At 69.8% G+C, this 15,676-nt stretch carries 17 protein-coding genes; 6 read left to right on the top strand and 11 right to left on the bottom strand.

Features of this window, described 5'->3' with window-relative positions; all coding sequences use genetic code 11:
• Window positions 1-40 precede the first annotated feature (40 nt).
• Window positions 41-949: an EamA family transporter gene (locus ABSL23_RS10035; protein ID WP_353633630.1), complete on the top strand. Its 909-nt coding sequence runs from the start codon at window positions 41-43 to the stop codon at window positions 947-949.
• Here the strand turns inward: ABSL23_RS10035 and cdd are convergent.
• The 8 genes from cdd to ABSL23_RS09995 all read right to left on the bottom strand — a co-directional run bounded on the left by cdd (window position 924) and on the right by ABSL23_RS09995 (window position 8,873).
• Entirely contained in the window at window positions 924-1,319 is a 396-nt protein-coding gene (gene cdd / locus ABSL23_RS10030; RefSeq protein ID WP_353633629.1) for a cytidine deaminase, read from the bottom strand. The genes ABSL23_RS10035 and cdd overlap by 26 nt on opposite strands.
• Before the next feature lie 44 nt (window positions 1,320-1,363).
• The gene (locus tag ABSL23_RS10025; protein ID WP_353633628.1) at window positions 1,364-2,605 is read right to left on the bottom strand and encodes an ABC transporter permease; all 1,242 of its coding nucleotides are present in this window, start codon (window positions 2,603-2,605) and stop codon (window positions 1,364-1,366) included.
• Window positions 2,598-3,884, bottom strand: a complete 1,287-nt coding sequence (locus ABSL23_RS10020; protein ID WP_353633627.1) for an ABC transporter permease — start codon at window positions 3,882-3,884, stop codon at window positions 2,598-2,600. The genes ABSL23_RS10025 and ABSL23_RS10020 overlap by 8 nt, the downstream gene beginning before the upstream one ends.
• Window positions 3,881-5,452, bottom strand: a complete 1,572-nt coding sequence (locus tag ABSL23_RS10015; RefSeq protein WP_353633626.1) for an ABC transporter ATP-binding protein — start codon at window positions 5,450-5,452, stop codon at window positions 3,881-3,883. Before ABSL23_RS10015 ends, ABSL23_RS10020 begins: the two co-directional genes overlap by 4 nt.
• Window positions 5,453-5,485: 33 nt before the next feature.
• Window positions 5,486-6,628, bottom strand: coding sequence for a BMP family protein (locus tag ABSL23_RS10010; RefSeq protein ID WP_353633625.1), 1,143 nt, complete (start codon window positions 6,626-6,628; stop codon window positions 5,486-5,488).
• A gap of 77 nt (window positions 6,629-6,705) precedes the next feature.
• Entirely contained in the window at window positions 6,706-8,064 is a 1,359-nt protein-coding gene (locus tag ABSL23_RS10005; protein ID WP_353633624.1) for a phosphomannomutase, read from the bottom strand.
• A gap of 57 nt (window positions 8,065-8,121) precedes the next feature.
• Window positions 8,122-8,592, bottom strand: coding sequence for a DUF5793 family protein (locus ABSL23_RS10000; RefSeq protein ID WP_059056458.1), 471 nt, complete (start codon window positions 8,590-8,592; stop codon window positions 8,122-8,124).
• Between the two features lie 59 nt (window positions 8,593-8,651).
• A complete protein-coding gene (locus ABSL23_RS09995) occupies window positions 8,652-8,873 on the bottom strand; it encodes a hypothetical protein (protein WP_353633623.1) in 222 nt (73 codons plus the stop codon).
• An 88-nt stretch (window positions 8,874-8,961) separates the two neighbouring features.
• Here ABSL23_RS09995 and ABSL23_RS09990 point away from each other — a divergent pair, with 88 nt between their 5' ends.
• From ABSL23_RS09990 to ABSL23_RS09970, 5 genes are all read left to right on the top strand, one after another.
• The gene (locus ABSL23_RS09990; protein WP_169793388.1) at window positions 8,962-9,105 is read left to right on the top strand and encodes a hypothetical protein; all 144 of its coding nucleotides are present in this window, start codon (window positions 8,962-8,964) and stop codon (window positions 9,103-9,105) included.
• A gap of 94 nt (window positions 9,106-9,199) precedes the next feature.
• Window positions 9,200-10,750, top strand: coding sequence for a sodium/proline symporter (locus ABSL23_RS09985; RefSeq protein ID WP_353635375.1), 1,551 nt, complete (start codon window positions 9,200-9,202; stop codon window positions 10,748-10,750).
• A 1-nt stretch (window position 10,751) separates the two neighbouring features.
• On the top strand, window positions 10,752-11,231 hold the full coding sequence (locus ABSL23_RS09980) for a hypothetical protein (RefSeq protein WP_059056455.1): 480 nt from the start codon (window positions 10,752-10,754) through the stop codon (window positions 11,229-11,231).
• Window positions 11,232-11,278: 47 nt separating this feature from the next.
• On the top strand, window positions 11,279-11,662 hold the full coding sequence (locus ABSL23_RS09975) for a cupin domain-containing protein (protein ID WP_353633622.1): 384 nt from the start codon (window positions 11,279-11,281) through the stop codon (window positions 11,660-11,662).
• Window positions 11,655-12,269, top strand: a complete 615-nt coding sequence (locus ABSL23_RS09970; RefSeq protein WP_353633621.1) for a hypothetical protein — start codon at window positions 11,655-11,657, stop codon at window positions 12,267-12,269. Before ABSL23_RS09975 ends, ABSL23_RS09970 begins: the two co-directional genes overlap by 8 nt.
• A 67-nt stretch (window positions 12,270-12,336) precedes the next feature.
• Here ABSL23_RS09970 and ABSL23_RS09965 read toward each other — a convergent pair whose 3' ends face one another.
• The 3 genes from ABSL23_RS09965 to ABSL23_RS09955 all read right to left on the bottom strand — a co-directional run bounded on the left by ABSL23_RS09965 (window position 12,337) and on the right by ABSL23_RS09955 (window position 15,645).
• Window positions 12,337-14,196, bottom strand: a complete 1,860-nt coding sequence (locus tag ABSL23_RS09965; RefSeq protein ID WP_353633620.1) for a carbon starvation protein A — start codon at window positions 14,194-14,196, stop codon at window positions 12,337-12,339.
• A gap of 107 nt (window positions 14,197-14,303) precedes the next feature.
• Window positions 14,304-15,278 carry a TRC40/GET3/ArsA family transport-energizing ATPase gene (locus ABSL23_RS09960; RefSeq protein WP_353633619.1) on the bottom strand — a complete coding sequence of 325 codons (975 nt, stop codon included), beginning with the start codon at window positions 15,276-15,278 and terminating at the stop codon, window positions 14,304-14,306.
• Window positions 15,279-15,348: 70 nt separating this feature from the next.
• The gene (locus tag ABSL23_RS09955; RefSeq protein ID WP_353633618.1) at window positions 15,349-15,645 is read right to left on the bottom strand and encodes a hypothetical protein; all 297 of its coding nucleotides are present in this window, start codon (window positions 15,643-15,645) and stop codon (window positions 15,349-15,351) included.
• Window positions 15,646-15,676 lie beyond the last annotated feature (31 nt).

The following is a 15,676-nucleotide window of genomic DNA, read 5'->3' as shown; positions in this document are numbered from 1 at the left end:
GGAGGCGAAGGCACTTCGCCGACGAACGCCTTCGTCCGCCGTGAACCGGAGTCGAGTCGCGGCGCTGTTCGGCGTGGTCGCACTCGCGTGGGGCGGGTCGTACGTCGCCATCGACGTCGGCCTGCGGGAGTTGCCAGCGTTGCTGTTCGCTGCGTACCGGCTGGAGACGGCCGCCGTCGTCGCGCTCCCGGCGGCGTACGTCGTCTGCGACCGCTTCGTCCCCCGGACTCGCCGGGAGGTCGCGGCCGCCGCGGTCAGCGGCGCGACGGTCGCGGCGCTGACGAACGCGTTCCTGTTCGCCGGCCAGCAGCACGCCACGGGCGGGGTCGCATCCGTGTTGTTCTCCACGAACCCCGTCATCGCCGCGGGGCTGGCGGCCGCGCTCGCGCCGTCCGAGCGCCTCGACCGCGTCGAAGTCGTCGGCCTCGTGGTCGGGCTCACCGGCGTCGCCGTCGTCGTGCGGCCGTCCCCGGGCGACCTCGCGGCCGGGACGACCGGGAAACTGCTGTTGCTGGCGGGCGCGACGAGCCTCGCGCTCGGGAGCGTGGTCGTCAGCCGATTGGACAGCGACCTCGACTCGCTGGCGGAGACCGCGTGGGGGCTGGCGTTCGGCGCCGTCCTCGTCCACGCCGCCAGCCTCCTGCTGGGCGAGCCGCAGTCGCTGCCGGCGTCGCCGTCGCTGCTCGGTGCTATCGCGTACGTGGGCGTGGCCTCGACGGCGCTGGCCTACCCGGCGTACTTCGAACTCGTCGGCGCGGTCGGGCCGGTGCGCGCGAACCTCGTCTCCTACGCCGTCCCGGTCGTCACCGCGGTCTCCAGTTGGGTGTTGCTCGGGCGGGCAATCGGCCCCGTGACCGCCGCGGGGTTCGTCGTCATCGCGGCGGGGTTCGTCCTGTTGAACCGGCGCGCGTTGCGCTCGCTTTTCAGTGCCCGAGCATCTCGGGCGTGATGGTGTCCGGGATGAGTTCGCCGATGGTGTAGCGCTTGTAGCCGTCGCCGGTGTCACAGAGCACGGGGACGTCGTCGTCGCAGAACTCCGCGAGCGTCTGCCGGCACATCCCGCACGGAGTGACGGCGTCCCGGGCTTCGGAGGTGACGACGACCTTCGCGAACTCGCGGTGGCCGTCGCGGACCGCGGAGCCGATTGCGACCTCCTCGGCGTGGAGGCTGTTCGAGAAGTTCGCGTTCTCGACGTTCGTCCCGACGTACACCTCGCCGTCGGCGGTCTCGATTGCGGCGCCGACCGGGTACTCCGAGTACGGCACGTAGGCTTCCTGTAGGGCGTCGCGAGCGGCGGCGAGAAGTTCGTCGTCGTCCATACGCGTCCTTCGAGCAGCCGCGACAAAAAGACCGCGCGTTCGGCTTACTCGTCCTCGCCGGACTCGTAGTGCTCGCCGCCCGCGGACGGGATGCGCGTGCGGCCGAACACCGCGAGCACGACGATGACGGTGATGTACGGGATGGTGCGCACCAGCTCCGTGGGCACCTGGAAGACGTCCCGCGCCTGCAGCGTGAGCTGCGTGGCGTCGAGGCCGGCGAACAGCATCGTGGAGCCGAGCGCCCCGACGGGGTGGTAGTTCCCGAAGAGGTACGCGACGATGGCGATGAACCCCTTCCCGTTGACCATCGTCGGGCCGTTGCCCGTGAACTGGCCGACGCCGAGCGCGAGCGCGGCGCCGCCGACGCCCGCGAGCACGCCCGACAGCAGCACGGCGCCGTACCGGACGCGGTGGACGTTCACGCCCGCCGTGTCCAGCGCCTTCGGGTTCTCGCCGCTGGCTTCGACCCAGCGGCCGAACGCGGTGCGGTGGAGCGTGTACCACGACAGCGCGACCGCCAGCAGCATCAGGTAGACGGGCGGGCTGGCGTCGAACAGCGCGCCGAAGAACGGCAGCCCGACGAGCGACGACTGGAGGTCGATGACGTTCGGCACGAGGTCGACCGCGCCGACGACCGGGAGGTCGACGACGCCGACGTCGGGGAGCTCAACGACGAATCCGAGTTCCCACGTGACGAAGTCGGAGACGAACGGGATGCCCATGCCCGTCAGCGTCGGGAACGTATCGACGCTGACGGTGTTCTTCGACCCGTAGATGACCGACGAGAGGAACGGCGCGAGGCCGAGCGCGATGAGCCAGACCGCGAGGCCGGCGATAATCTGGTCGGCGCGGAACTCGATGCAGACGATGGCGAACAGCAGCGCCAGCAGCGTGCTCGCGAGGACGCCGCCGAGCAGGCCGTACCAGACGTTGCCGGTCACGTCGGTCGCCCAGATGCCGACGAACGCGGCAATGATGAGCAGGCCTTCGAGGCCGATGTTGATGACGCCGGACTTCTCGGCGAAGATGCCGCCGAGCGCGGCGAACGCGATGGGCACCGAGAGCCGCAGCGTCGCGGCGAGCGTGGAGTCGGCGGTGAGCACGGCGAACAGCCGGCCGGCGTCGGACTGCGGCGCGAACACGCCGGCGGCGGTGAGGCCGAGCGCAGCGAGCAGGACGACGCCGACGACCGCCTGCTGGAGGCGGCTCCGGCCGACGAACAGCCGGTCGTAGGCGCCGACGACCGCGCTTCGAGCGGTGCCGGCGACCCGGGAGCCGTCACTCATCGCTCCCACCTCCGGTGGCGCCGTCGGCGGCCACTGGCTCGCCGGGCTGGTCGAACGAGCCGAACTTCCGTCCGATCATCCGGAAGAACTCCGGCATCGCGACGAACAGGATGATGAGCCCGCGGAGCACGCCGACCAGCGTCGGCGGCACGTCAGAGCCGACCTGCACGACGACGGAGCCGCTCTTGAGCACGCCGAACAGCAGCGCGGCGAACCCGACGCCGAGCGGGTTGTTGCCGGCGAGGATGGAGACGGTGATGCCGTCGAAGCCGTAGTCCGGGACGCCGGTCTGGAAGTTCCCCAGCATCATCAGCACGTAGACGGCGCCGCCGATGCCGGCGAGCGCGCCCGACAGCGTGATGCTGGAGACGATGGTGCGGTCGGCGTCGACGCCGCCGTACTCGGCGGCGTCCGGCTGGAGGCCGCTCGTCCGGAGGTCGTAGCCGAACGACGTGTGCTGGAGGAGGTACCAGATGCCGACGAGCACCGCGATGGCGAACGCGAGCGCGAGCAGGGAGACGTCGTCCCGCGGCCGGAACAGGAAGTCGGGGAACATCGCGACGTCGGGCAGCGGGACGGTCTGGTTCGCGAAGCTCTCGGGGTCCTTGAAGTACTTCTCGCGGGAGACGAGGAACAGCGCGACGGAGGTCGCGACGAAGTTCAGCATGATGGTGGTGATGACCTCGTTGGCGTCCGCGTACGCCTTCAGCGCGCCCGGCACCGCGGCGTACGCGCCGCCCGCGACGCCGCCGAGCAGGAGGCCCAGCGGGAGCAAGACGACGGTCGCGAGCACGCCGAGGTCGGCCAGCGGCGGCGCGACGTACGCGAGCACGACGCCCGTGGTGAGCGCGCCGACGACGAGCTGGCCCTGCACGCCGATGTTGAAGATGTCCGCGCGGAGCGCCACCGCGACCGCGACGCCCGTGAACATCAGAATCGTGGTCTCGGCGAGCGTCGTGGCGAACTGGCCGTTCAGCGGATTCGAGAGGACGTCCCCGAGCGCGCCGAGGAACAGCAGGTCGTACACCGCGAACGGGTCGTAACAGAACCCCATCGCGAACATCGAGCTGCCGCCGACGAACTGCGTGACGAACTTCCCGGGGACGGCGATGGTGTAGGCGGCGCTGGAGCAGTCGGTCATCCGGCCGGCGCCGAGGATGATGAGCGCGCCGATGAACACCGACAGCAGGAGCGCGGAGATGCTGATGAGGAAGCGCTCGAACGCCGACGCGCGGACGAGGCGCCCGAGCAGGGCGCGGGCGCGGTCGGCGGCGCTCACTGCGCCACCCCCTTGGCGTCGCGCTCGCTACGCGGCTCGTACCCCTCGGGGTGCTCGCCGGCCATCAGCAGTCCGAGTTCCTCCTCGGTGACGTCGTCGGGGTCGACGACCGCCATCACGTCGCCGTCGTGCATCACTGCGAGGCGGTCCGAGAGCCCCTGCACCTCGTCGAGTTTCGAGGAGACCAGCAGGACGCCGCGGCCCTCGTCGCGGAGTTCGAGCAGGCGGTCGTGGATGAACTCCTGGGAGCCGATGTCGACGCCGCGCGTCGGGTGCGTGGCGACGACGAGCCGCGGGTCGCGCTCGAACTCGCGGCCGACGATGAACTTCTGCTGGTTGCCGCCGGACAGCGAGACGGCGTCGTTGTCCGCGTTCGGCGGCCGCACGTCGTACTCCTCGACGATGGCCTCGGCGTGCTCGCGGGAGGCGTCCCAGTCGATGGTGCCGCTCCCCGCGAACGGCTCGCCGTGCTGGCTGCCGAGGATGCCGTTCTCCACGAGGTCGAAGTCCATCACGAGCCCGCGCTCCTGGCGGTCCTCGGGGATGTACGCCATCCCGCCGTCGATGCGCTCGCGGCGGGGCGCGTCGGTGAAGTCCCGGCCGTCGAACTCGACGGTGCCGGCCTCCGGTTCGCGCAGGCCCGTAATCGCTTCCACGAGTTCCGCCTGCCCGTTGCCGTCCACGCCCGCGACGCCGAACACTTCGCCCTCGCGGACGGCGAAGGAGACGTCCGTGACGGCGGGTACGTCGCGGTCGTCGAGCACGGAAAGCGAGTCCACGTCGAGGACGGTCTCACCGACGTCCGGGGGCGTCGATTCGACGTCGAGGACGACCTCGCGGCCGACCATCAGCTCCGCGAGTTCCTCGCGGGTGGTCTCGTCGGCGTCGACGGTGCCGACGTTCTCGCCGTCCCGGAGGACGGTGACGTCGTCGGTGGCGTGCATCGCTTCGCCGAGCTTGTGCGTGATGAAGATGACCGTCTTCCCCTGGTCGGTGAGCTCGTCGAGGACGCCGAAGAGGTCCTCGACCTCCTGTGGCGTGAGCACGGCGGTCGGCTCGTCGAGGATGAGCACGTCCGCCCCGCGGTACAGCGCCTTCAGAATCTCGACGCGCTGCTGGACGCCGACGCTGACGTCGGCGATGGTCTGGTCGGGGTCGACGTCGAACCCGTAGCGCTCGCTGAGTTCGACGACTTCGCGGCGCGCGGCCTCGCGGTCGACGGCGAGCCCGCCCCACTTGCGGGGCTCGTTGCCGAGCGCGATGTTCTCGGCGACCGTCATGGTGTCCACGAGCATGAAGTGCTGGTGAATCATCCCGATGCCGGCGTCGATGGCGTCCCGCGGGGAGTCGAACTCCCGGGGCTCGCCGTCGACGACGACGCGCCCGGAGTTCGGCTGGTAGAGCCCGTAGAGGACGTTCATCAGGGTCGTCTTCCCCGCACCGTTCTCGCCGAGCAGGGCGTGGACTGACCCGCGCTCGACGTGCAGGTCGACGTTGTCGTTCGCGACGACGCCCGGGAAGCGTTTCGTGATGTCTTCGAGTCGGACAGCCGTATCCGTTTGTGTCATTCGTGCAGAATATATTTGGGGGTGGCGCCGCGGTCAGGCGTCGGAGGGGTTCTGCGGGACGGAGGTGTCGCCGTCGATAATCGACTGGCGGGCGTCGCTGACGGCGGTCCTGACGTCCTCGGGAATCTCGGATTCGAGCTGGTCGCCGTAGACGCAGGCGACGCCGTCGTCCTGCAGGCCGAGCGTCGTCGTCGTGCCGGTCTCGAAGTTGCCGTTGACCTTCGCTTCCGCGGCGTTGTAGACGGCGGTGTCCACGCGCTTGACCATGCTCGCGAGGATGACGTCCGCGTAGCTGCTCTTCGTGACGGACTGGTCGCGGTCGACGCCGATTGCGAAGCGGCCCTTGTCCTGTGCGGCCTGGAAGACGCCGGTGCCGGTGTTGCCGGCGGCGTGGAAGACGATGTCGCTGCCGGAGTTGTACATCGAGAGCGCGGCTTCCTGCCCGGCCGTCGTGTCGTTGAAGCTGCCGATGTACGACGTCTGCACGTCGATGTCGTCGTTGGTCGCCTTGACGCCCGCGGTGAACCCGGCCTCGAACTTCTGGATGAGCGCGCTCTCGCGGCCGCCGACGAAGCCGACGTTCGTGGAGTCGGGCTTCGTGGAGCCGGCGCCAGCGCTGAAGCTCATCGACGTGAGGTGGGCGGCGAGCACGCCGACGAGGTACGAGCCCTCGTGCTCGCGGAACACGTAGCTGCCGACGTTGTCCGCGTCGACGGTTTCGTCGACGATCTGGAAGTCCTGCTCGGGGTAGTTCGCGGCGGTCTCCGACAGCGAGTCGGCGTGGAGGTAGCCGATGCAGGAGACGAGGTCGTAGTCGGGATTCGAGGAGCCCGCGTACTGCTGCTGGTAGTTCCCGAACTCGGAGACAGCGCCCGGCTGGGACTCGCTGAACTCGAGGTCGAAGTCCTCCCGGGCCTGCTGGATGCCGGACTGCGCCTGATCGTTGAACGACCCGTCGCCGAGGCCGCCGGTCGCGTACACCATCCCGACGTGCGTCGTGTCCGACCCCGTGGTCGTCCCCTCGGAGTCCTCGGTCGTGCCGCTGGACCCTTCGGTGGTCGTCTCCGTCTCGTCGCCGCCGGAGGGACCGCCCGTACAGCCCGCCAGTCCCGCGAGACCGATTGCGCCAGCGCCCGCCGTCGCCTTGATGAACTCCCGCCTGTCGAAGTTGGACATACTTGCGTCAAAGGAGACATTCGTACGGTGATAAAGCCGTCGTTTGTGGGGGATAGCGGCAAAACGTGGGCGCGTTGTCAGGCCTCAGCGACGGCGTCTTCGACGACGCCCGCGACCGACTCCACGAGGTCGTCGACGACGTCGGCCTCGGCGTACACGCGGACGTAGGGCTCGGTGCCGCTGGGTCGCACGAGCGTCCACGACGCGTCGGGGAACTCCAGCCGGACGCCGTACTCGGTGTCCACGTCGGCGTCCGGGAACTCGGCGGGTAAGTCCTCGGCGAGTCGCGCCATCACCGCCTCCTTGGCGGCGTCTGGGCACTCGACACTGACCTTCCGGTACGGGCGCTCGGTCACGGGCTCGCGCAGCGCCGCGAGGCCGCCGGCGTCCGCGACCAGCCGCGAGAGCACCGCCGCCGACGCCACGCCGTCGATCCAGCCGCCGAACGCGGCGTGGACGTGCTTCCACGGCTCCGCGGCGAACACGACGTCGCCGCCGTCCTCGCGGGCCGCCGCGATGCCCTCGTGGAGCGCGCCGAGGCGAACCCGTTCGACCCGCCCGCCCGCCTCGCTCACGCGCTCGTCGATGCGCGCGGAGGCGTTCGGCGTCGTCACGACCACCGGGTCGGCGGCGTCGCTGTCCCGGGTGTAGTGCTCCGCGAGAATCGCCAGCACCGTGTCCTCGTGGACGACCTCGCCGTCGCCGTCCACGACGACGATGCGGTCGGCGTCGCCGTCGTGCGCGATGCCGAACGCGGCGTCGCCGTCCGCCACGAACTCCATCAGGTCGCCGATGGTCTCCGGCGTCGGCTTGCTCGGGCGACCGGGGAAGTGGCCGTCCACGTTCGCGTTCAGCGTGACGACGTGCGCGCCGAGTTCCCGCAGCACCTGCGGCGTCGCCAGCCCCGCGACGCCGTTCCCGCAGTCCACGGCGACGGTGAGGCCGTCGAGGGGCGCGCCGTGCCCGCGGGCGTACTCGGCGACCGCCTCCCGGTAGTCCGGGAGCACCTCGATGGATTCGGTCTCGCCCCAGTCCGCCCACGTCGCGTACTCGGGGTCGCTGTCCACGCGGTCCTCGATGGCGAGCTCGCGCTCGCGGTCGTACTCGGAGCCGTCCACGAACAGCTTGATGCCGTTGTCCTCCGGGGGGTTGTGGCTCGCGGTCAATTGGACGCCGCGGCGGCCCTGCGAGGCGTACGCCAGCGCCGGCGTCGGCAACACGCCCGCGTCCAGCACGCGCATCCCGCCGGCCTGGAGGCCCGCGCTCATCGCCGCCGCGAGCGCCGGCCCCGTCTCGCGGCCGTCTCGCGCGACCACGAACGCCTCGTCGTCGCCGCGGGCGTCCGCGCCGGCCGCGGCGCCGACCGCGACCGCCAGCTCCGGGGTCACGTCGGCGACCGCGCTCCCTCGAATCCCTGCCGTACCGAAGAGGTCCATACGCGGGGGGAGCGCCCGCGTTCACTTAGGTGCCGCTGTTCCCGGGCGAGCGCAGAATCAGAGTTCGATGCCGCTCGGGATGAGGCTGTGGCTGCGGAGGAGGTCGCCGTCCTCGCTGTAGACGAGGAACGTCGACTTCTCGTAGACGACCAGTTGCTCGCCGTCGACGCGAATCTCCACGCGGTACTGGCCGTCGTCGCCGGTCGCCTCGCCGTACCGGCGCGCCGCCCGCACGAACTGCAGGACGTCGTCGGCGTCCTGGTTCAGTTCGAGGACGAACTCCCCGGTGATGCGGTTCGTGACGGCGACGACGCCGCCGGCGTCCGGGTCGTCGACGTCGTCGGTCAGTCGGAACGTGGCGTCGGTCTCCTCGGCGTCGAGGCGGTCGCCGTCCCGGTCCGTGAGTCGGTCTTCGAGCTCCGCGGCCGCGCCCGTGAACTCGATGGTGACGTTCGGCTTCTCGGGGTCACCGTCCTCGTCGACCCAGTCGACGTGCTCGACGTCCAGTTCGAAGTAATCCCGGCGCATTCCCTACGGGTGGATAGGGCGGACGGGGAAATGAACGTAACGCCCCATCTGGGTGTCGGTCACTGGCCGTACGCGAGCCGCTGGACGGCGGCGTTCAGGCGCGCGGTCGCCGTCTGCAGCCACGCGACCGGGGAGACGCGCCGCACGGCGGACTCCTCGACCTCGATGCGGTCGTCGCCGAACGGGTCCCGGAGCCCGTCGTCGCTGTTCGCATCGACCGCGTCCACCACGGTCGTCATCGAACAGCGGCCGCAGGCCTCCGTCGATTGCTTCTCTGCCATGCGTACGACTCGCACGCGGACGAACATAGTTCTGCCGCCGCGAGCCCCGAACGTTCATGTTGCCCGCGGGCCGTGCCCGAAACGTACCATGGCGGTATCGACGCTCGACTGGCTCGCGCTGGTCGTCCCGTTCGTCGTCTACCTCCTCGCGCTGGCGGTCTACTACGTCTGGGAGGGGCGCCGCGAGCGGCGGCTGCGCGAGGAACACGACCGGGAGGTGAACCGTGGCTGAAGCCATCGCGGGCGGCGCGGGCACGTGGGTGCTCGGGACGTTCGCCGCCTACCTCGTCGTGCTCGTGGGCATCGGCGTGTGGGCGAGCAAGTTCATGGACACGGTCGGCGACTACGTGGTCGGCGGCCGCGAAATCGGCCCCGTCGTCACGGGGTTCAGCGAGCGCGCCTCCGAGATGAGCGGCTGGCTGACGCTGGGCGTGCCCGCGGACGCCTACTCCTCGGGGGTCATGGCGTTCTACAACGGCCTCGGGATGATTCCCGCGGACCTGCTGGCGTGGGCGGGCATCGCCAAGCGCCTCCGCAAGTACTCGGAAATCGTGCGCGCGGTGACGCTGCCGACGTTCTTCGCGACGCGGCTCCGCGACGACACCGGGCTCGTGAAGGCCGTCTCCTCGCTCGTGCTCATCGTCTTCGAGGGCGGCTACGTCGGCGCGCAAATCGTCGCCGCGGGCACGCTGCTGCGCGTGCTCACGGGCATCGAGATGTGGGTCGGCATCGTCGCCGGCGGCGTCATCGTCGTCGGCTACACGATGCTCGGCGGCTACTTCGCGGTGGCGTGGTCGGACTACTTCCAGGGCGCCATCATCCTCGCGGCGTTCGCCGTCCTCCCGATTATCGCGTACACGACGTGGGGACTGCCGTTCGGCGAGCTCGCGGCGATGGACAACGGCGCCTCGCTCACGAGCGTCACCGGCGGCGCGACCGGCTGGGCCGCGCTGTTCGGCATCATCTCGTACGCCGCCATCGGGCTCGGCGTCCCCGGCAACCCCCACATCATGGTGCGGTTCATGGGCATCGACCGCGTGGAGAACGTCCGCACGGCGGCGGTCGTCGCCCAGCTGTTCATGTTCGTCGCGTACGTCGGCGCCGCGCTCGTCGGCCTCTACGCGCTCGTGCAGTTCGGCGACCTCGCGAACACGGACAACGCGATGCCGATGGTGACGCTGGAGCTGCTGCCGGGCGCGCTCGCCGGCGTCGTGCTCGCGGCCGCGCTCGCGGCGATGATGTCCAGCGCGGACTCCCAGCTTTTGGTCGCGACCAGCGCCGTCGTCGAGGACGTCTACCACGGCTTCCTCAACGAGCAGGCCACGGAGGAGCAGCTCGTGCGGTACTCGCGGTACGTCACCCTCGCAATCGGGTTCGCGTCCATCGGGTTCGCGTACGTCGCCCGCGAGACGCCAATCTACACGCTCGTCCTCGACTACGCGTGGGGTGGCCTCGGCGCGAGCCTCGGCCCCCTGCTCATCGCGGCGCTGTGGTGGAAGCGCGTCACCGTGGCGGGCGCGGTCGCGAGCATGGTGACGGGCACGACGACGATGATTCTGTGGACGCAGTGGACGACCATCCTCGGCGAAGCCACCATCGAGGGCCTCCACCCCGCGCTGTCGGGACTGCTCACGGTGTACGGGCTGCTCCCGGCGTTCGTGCTGTCCGCGCTCGTGCTCGTGGTGGTGTCGCTGGCGACGACGCCGCCGGACCGCGAGGCCCTCGCGGAGGACTTCGACGTGATGCGCCAGCCGCTGTCCGCGGTCGTCGAGGACGACTACGCGACCGACGGCGGGACGCCCGAGCCGAAGGCGGTCACGGAGCTGGACAACGTCCGCGGGCACGTCGCGGACAGCGACTACTGGGACGAACAGTGAGATGACCGGCGACGACCGCGTCCGCGAGCGCGCGACCCTCGACGTGGTCGAGCCCGCAATCGAGCGCGAGTCCGTCGAGTCGGCGGGCCGCGTGGGCGCGGTCGCGTACCCGTACCTCGTCTACCGGGCGACCGCGACGATTCCGCGGCGGTTCCTCGACGACCGCGAGACCGAGTACGTCGTCAGCCTCGACCGGTCGCGGCGGCTCGCGCTGCGCGCCGACGAACACCCCGAGACGGAACAGCGGACCGTCGAGGACGTGCTCGTGCTCCCCGCGGAGGTCTCCCGAGAGCAGGCCCGCGAGATGGCCCGCGACGCGGTCTTCGAGTGGACGCTGCGGTCGCGGTCGCTGGGCGGCGCGCCCGACATCGACCTCGCGGAATCGGTCGCCGCGCACAAGCTGTTCTGGATTGCGGACCGCGAGGACGGCGACGTCCTCGTGGACAGCGTCACCGGCGACGAGCGCCCGCTGGAGGGGTGACCGCGGCGACGCGACGGGCTTTTAACCCGCGTGTGGTATCTACAGGCATGGGCTACCGAATCGTCGACCCCGACGACGTCGAAGTGCCGGACGGGCGGCCGTGCGAGTACCGCTCGCTGACCGAGGCCGGCGACCTCGACGAGATGGCGATGAACCTGTTCCGCGCGGAGCCGGGCGAGCAGGTGCCGCTGGCGTACCACTACCACGAACAGCAGGAGGAGGCCTTCTTCGTGCTCTCGGGGACGCTGTTCGTGGAGACGCCCGAGCAGACGTACGAGGTGCCGGAGGGCCACCTCTTCACCGTGGACCCGGAGAGCCCCCAGCGCGCGCACAACCCCGAGGATGCCGACGAGAGCGTCGAACTGCTGGCGGTCGGCGCGCCGCCGGCGCCCGACGACGCGGTCGCGTACGACCCCGGCGAAGATGACTGAAGCCGACGGCCGGGAGCCCGCCGACCTCCCCGCCGAAATCCGGGAGGCGGTGCCGACGTGGGACGACGAGTACTTCGACCGCGTCAGCGACCGGCTGATGTACAGCTACGACCTCGAACGCGACTACGGCGTCCGCGGCGAGGCCTTCGACCTGTACGGGGAGTTCCGCGTGCTCAACCAGAAGCAGTTCTTCCACCCCGCGTTGAGCTACGCCGACCACGAGACCGAAGAGCACGTCTTCGCGCGCCGAACCGGCCGGCCGACGGTCGCGGACCTCGAATCGCTGGTCGAACTCGGCCACGACCTCGCCGACGACTGGATCGAGGCCGACGAGGAGCACTACGAGACGAAGTTCACGTTCGTCCTCGTCGCCGACGAACTCCCCGACGCGGTGGCGTCGTTCGTGGACGGCTTCCGCGACCGCACGCTGTTGAAGTACGGCTACTACGGCCACTACGAGGTGAACCTCGCCGTCGTCGCGCCCGACGACGAGGCGGCGGTCGCCAGCGAGAAGGCGGACGTCGCGGACGCGTTCGCGCTCTGGGGCGACGTCGAGCGCGAGTCCGAGGGGTTCCTCTCGCGGTTCGCGAAGCGCTTCTGGACGTAGCCGGCGGCCGCGGCGCTACGGCTACGCGGTTTCGAGGGAGGAACAGGTAGAGGGGACCGTGGAGCGGTCAGTCGTCGCTCGGTTCGGCGGCGGGTTCGCGGCCGCCGCGGACGTCACTGATGTTGCCGTAGCCGATGCGCACCAGCGACAGCGCGAGGTAGACGAGCACGACGGCGAGCACGATGCGGACGGCCATCGAAATCTGTCCGCCGATGCCGCCGGCGGTGCCCTGAATCAGGCCGACGTACAGCCACTGGTAGCCGGCGAGGAACCCCAGCGCGAGCACCGTGATGACGACCATGACGGCCATCGGGACGCCCGTGGAGACGAGCTGCTTGGTCTCGTCCCAGTTGGCGAGCCAGACGGTGCCGGTCAGCAGCGCGAGCGCGGCGAGCAGCTGGTTGGCGCTGCCGAACAGCGCCCACAGCGTCGACCACTCGCCGGAGATGATGAGCACGTACGCGACGAGACACTGGACGGCGGGGTTCGTGTACCGCCCGCGGGCGAACGAACCGAGGCCGCCCGAGAAGCCGGTGTCGGTGCCGCTGCCCTGCGTGCCGACGATTTCCTCCATCATGTAGCGGCCGAGACGCGCGGCCGTGTCGGTGGACGTGAGCAGGAAGCTCACGAGCACGAGCGCCATGAACGGGCCGCCGTAGCTGGCGGGGATGCCGAGGCTCGTGAGGATGACGCCGCCGCCCGCCGCGAAGTTCGGGAGCGCGCCGCCGATGCCGCCGCCCTGCTCGATGACCGTCGAGCCGAGGCCGGCGATGGCGAGCGTGGACAGCGCGACCGCGGCGAGCAGACCCTCGCCGAGCATCCCGCCGTAGCCGATGAGGCGGGCGTCGCTCTCCTTGTTGAGCTGTTTGGCGGTCGTCCCGGAGGACACCAGCGAGTGGAAGCCGCTGATGGTCCCGCACGCGATTGTCACGAACAGCATCGGGAACAGCGGGTACGGCGCCCGTCCCTCGACGCCGAGGAAGCCGGTGAACGGCTGGATGCTGTCGGCGATGACCAGCGGCTCGCTGGACGTGCCGAGGAACGTCCCGACGACGATGGCGACCAGCGCGCCGCCGACGCCCGCGTACAGCAGGAACGACGAGAGATAGTCGCGCGGCTGGAGCAGCACCCACACCGGGAGGGCGCTTGCGGCCGCGGCGTACACCAGAATCACGGGCACCCACGCGGCGGTGTTACCGCCGAGCGCGCCGGCGCCGGGCACCCACGAGCCCGTGCCGTCGAAGAGGATGAACGTGCCCGCGGGGTGTGCGGCCTCGCCGGCGAGTTCGAAGAACGCGAACGGGTACTGGATGCCGAGCCAGACGCCCGCGAACACGCCGGCGACGAACACGATGGTGCCGGGGATGAACGGGCCGTCGAGCTGGTAGAGGTAGACGCCGAACACCACGGCGAGCGCGATGTACACGAAGCTCGCGGTGGCCGCCGACGGGTACGCGTTCAACACGATGCCCACGACGAGCGCGAACACCGCGACCACGAGGATGATGGTGAGGAACGCGAACCACAGCAGCATGTTCTTCCCGCGTTCACCGACGTACTCGCCGATGATGTAGCCGATTGACTTCCCCTCGTGTCGCATCGAGCCGGACAGCGAGATGAAGTCGTGGACGGCGCCCATCAGCGGGTTGCCGATGGCGACCCACGCGAGCGCCGGCGCCCACCCCCAGATGGCGCCGGCCGTGATGGGGCCGACGATGGGCGCGCCGCCCGCGATGCTGGAGAAGTGGTGGCCGAGCAGCACTGGTTTCTTCGCCGGGACGTACTCCTGTCCGTCTTCGTACTTGTGAGCGGGCGTGTCACGCGAGTCGTCGATGTCGACGAACCGGGAGAGGTACTTCGAGTACCCCACGTACCCCAGTGAGAACGTGACGAGGACCGCCGCCACAATCCATATTACCTGTGTCATTTGTAACGTACCTTCGTGACACTGATTACCGAACTCCCACTTAAACGTTCGCCTCTTAATGAGTGTCCCCGGCGTCGAAATAATCGCTCGACGGCGCGACCCCCGCCTCAGACGAACGCCGGTTCCTCGGCGGCGACCTCGACGTCGAGTTCGCCGGCGACCTCCGCCAGCAGGTCACCTTTCACCTCGCGGGTGCGGGACTCGATTTCGGCGACCAGCGGCGCGTCCAGTGACTCCCGGACGGTCGCGAGCCGCTCGTTCTCGGTTTCCACGCGGTCCCGGAGGTAGCGCGCGCCGCGGCCGTTCTCGTCGTCGTCCGGGGACGGCGTGAGCTTGTTCGCGACGAGCCCGCGGACTTCGAGGTCCTCGTCGTCCATGTCCGCGATGGCGCGCTCGGTCTCGTTGACGGAGAGCTGGTCGGGGTTCAACACGAGGAAGAACGCAGCGTCCTCGCGGAGCGCGCCGCCCGCGAACTCGAAGAACTCCTTGCGCTCCTGCAGTCGCGCGAGCACGGGGTCGCCGTCCATCACGCGCCGGGGTTCGTTGTTCCCGACCGCGGCCTTCTCGAAGAGGTCGATGCTCTGCCGGCGCTTGTGCATCAGGCGCTCGACCCACGATTCGAGGAACTCCGGGAGGCCGAGCAGTCGTAGCGTCGAGCCGGTGGGCGCGGTGTCGAAGACGACGCGGTCGTAGGGGTCGCTGTTGCGCATCACCTCGACGAATCGGTCGAACAGCGCGGACTCGTAGGCGCCCGGCGTCTGGTGGGCCATCTCCAGTTGCTTGTTGATCTCGTTGACCATCGACGCCGACACCTGGTCGGAGAGCCGGTTGCGGATGTCGTCGAGGTGCGCGGTGACCTCCTCGTCGGGGTCGATTTCGAGCGCCGACAGCCCCTCGATACCCTCGACTGATTCGGGGGCGTCCCCGAACTGCTGGTCGAAGACGTCCGAGACGGAGTGGGCGGGGTCCGTGGAGACGACGAGCGTCTCGACGCCGGCGTCGGCGCACTTCCGCGCGTACGCACACGAGACGGTCGTCTTGCCGACGCCGCCCTTCCCGCCGAAGAACACGAACGGCTTCACTGGCGCGCCTCCGCGGTCGGGCTGTCGGTCGGTCGCGATGCGAGCGGTCGGCGTGGTGGTGTCGCGGTCATCAGAAGTGGTACTGTTGGCCCTTGCGTTCGAGCATCGTCTCGCGGTCCCAGAGGCGTCGCTCCCACGCCTCGAACTCGTCCTCGATGTACGGCAGAATCTCGGCGGTGTAGTACGAGACCGGCGAGGGGATGCCGAAGGCGTCCGGGAAGCAGGCGAGCAGGAACGCGTCCTCGAGGTCCTCGGCCTCCTTCTCGATTTTCTCGTAGGCCGGGTGGCTTATCATGCCGTGATAGAGGCCGCGCAGCCACTCCTCGACGGCCTCCCGGTAGGCCGCGATTCGCTCGGCGACGTTCATCGTGTCGGTGGTACGGCTTCTCGCGGTAAAA

It is taken from the genome of Halobacterium sp. NMX12-1 (assembly GCF_040435975.1).
In the GTDB taxonomy this organism is placed as follows: Archaea; Halobacteriota; Halobacteria; order Halobacteriales; family Halobacteriaceae; genus Halobacterium; species Halobacterium hubeiense.
This window is presented reverse-complemented; position numbering and strand designations above follow the sequence as displayed.

Excerpts from the sequence above, each read along its gene's own strand:
- cdd (WP_353633629.1), bottom strand. The coding sequence starts at position 1,319 with ATGGACGACGACGAACTTCTCGCCGCCGCTCGCGACGCCCTACAGGAA.
- ABSL23_RS10025 (WP_353633628.1), bottom strand. The coding sequence starts at position 2,605 with ATGAGTGACGGCTCCCGGGTCGCCGGCACCGCTCGAAGCGCGGTCGTC.
- ABSL23_RS10015 (WP_353633626.1), bottom strand. The coding sequence starts at position 5,452 with ATGACACAAACGGATACGGCTGTCCGACTCGAAGACATCACGAAACGC.
- ABSL23_RS10010 (WP_353633625.1), bottom strand. The coding sequence starts at position 6,628 with ATGTCCAACTTCGACAGGCGGGAGTTCATCAAGGCGACGGCGGGCGCT.
- ABSL23_RS10005 (WP_353633624.1), bottom strand. The coding sequence starts at position 8,064 with ATGGACCTCTTCGGTACGGCAGGGATTCGAGGGAGCGCGGTCGCCGAC.
- ABSL23_RS10000 (WP_059056458.1), bottom strand. The coding sequence starts at position 8,592 with ATGCGCCGGGATTACTTCGAACTGGACGTCGAGCACGTCGACTGGGTC.
- ABSL23_RS09995 (WP_353633623.1), bottom strand. The coding sequence starts at position 8,873 with ATGGCAGAGAAGCAATCGACGGAGGCCTGCGGCCGCTGTTCGATGACG.
- ABSL23_RS09990 (WP_169793388.1), top strand. The coding sequence starts at position 8,962 with ATGGCGGTATCGACGCTCGACTGGCTCGCGCTGGTCGTCCCGTTCGTC.
- ABSL23_RS09985 (WP_353635375.1), top strand. The coding sequence starts at position 9,200 with ATGGACACGGTCGGCGACTACGTGGTCGGCGGCCGCGAAATCGGCCCC.
- ABSL23_RS09980 (WP_059056455.1), top strand. The coding sequence starts at position 10,752 with ATGACCGGCGACGACCGCGTCCGCGAGCGCGCGACCCTCGACGTGGTC.
- ABSL23_RS09975 (WP_353633622.1), top strand. The coding sequence starts at position 11,279 with ATGGGCTACCGAATCGTCGACCCCGACGACGTCGAAGTGCCGGACGGG.
- ABSL23_RS09970 (WP_353633621.1), top strand. The coding sequence starts at position 11,655 with ATGACTGAAGCCGACGGCCGGGAGCCCGCCGACCTCCCCGCCGAAATC.
- ABSL23_RS09965 (WP_353633620.1), bottom strand. The coding sequence starts at position 14,196 with ATGACACAGGTAATATGGATTGTGGCGGCGGTCCTCGTCACGTTCTCA.
- ABSL23_RS09955 (WP_353633618.1), bottom strand. The coding sequence starts at position 15,645 with ATGAACGTCGCCGAGCGAATCGCGGCCTACCGGGAGGCCGTCGAGGAG.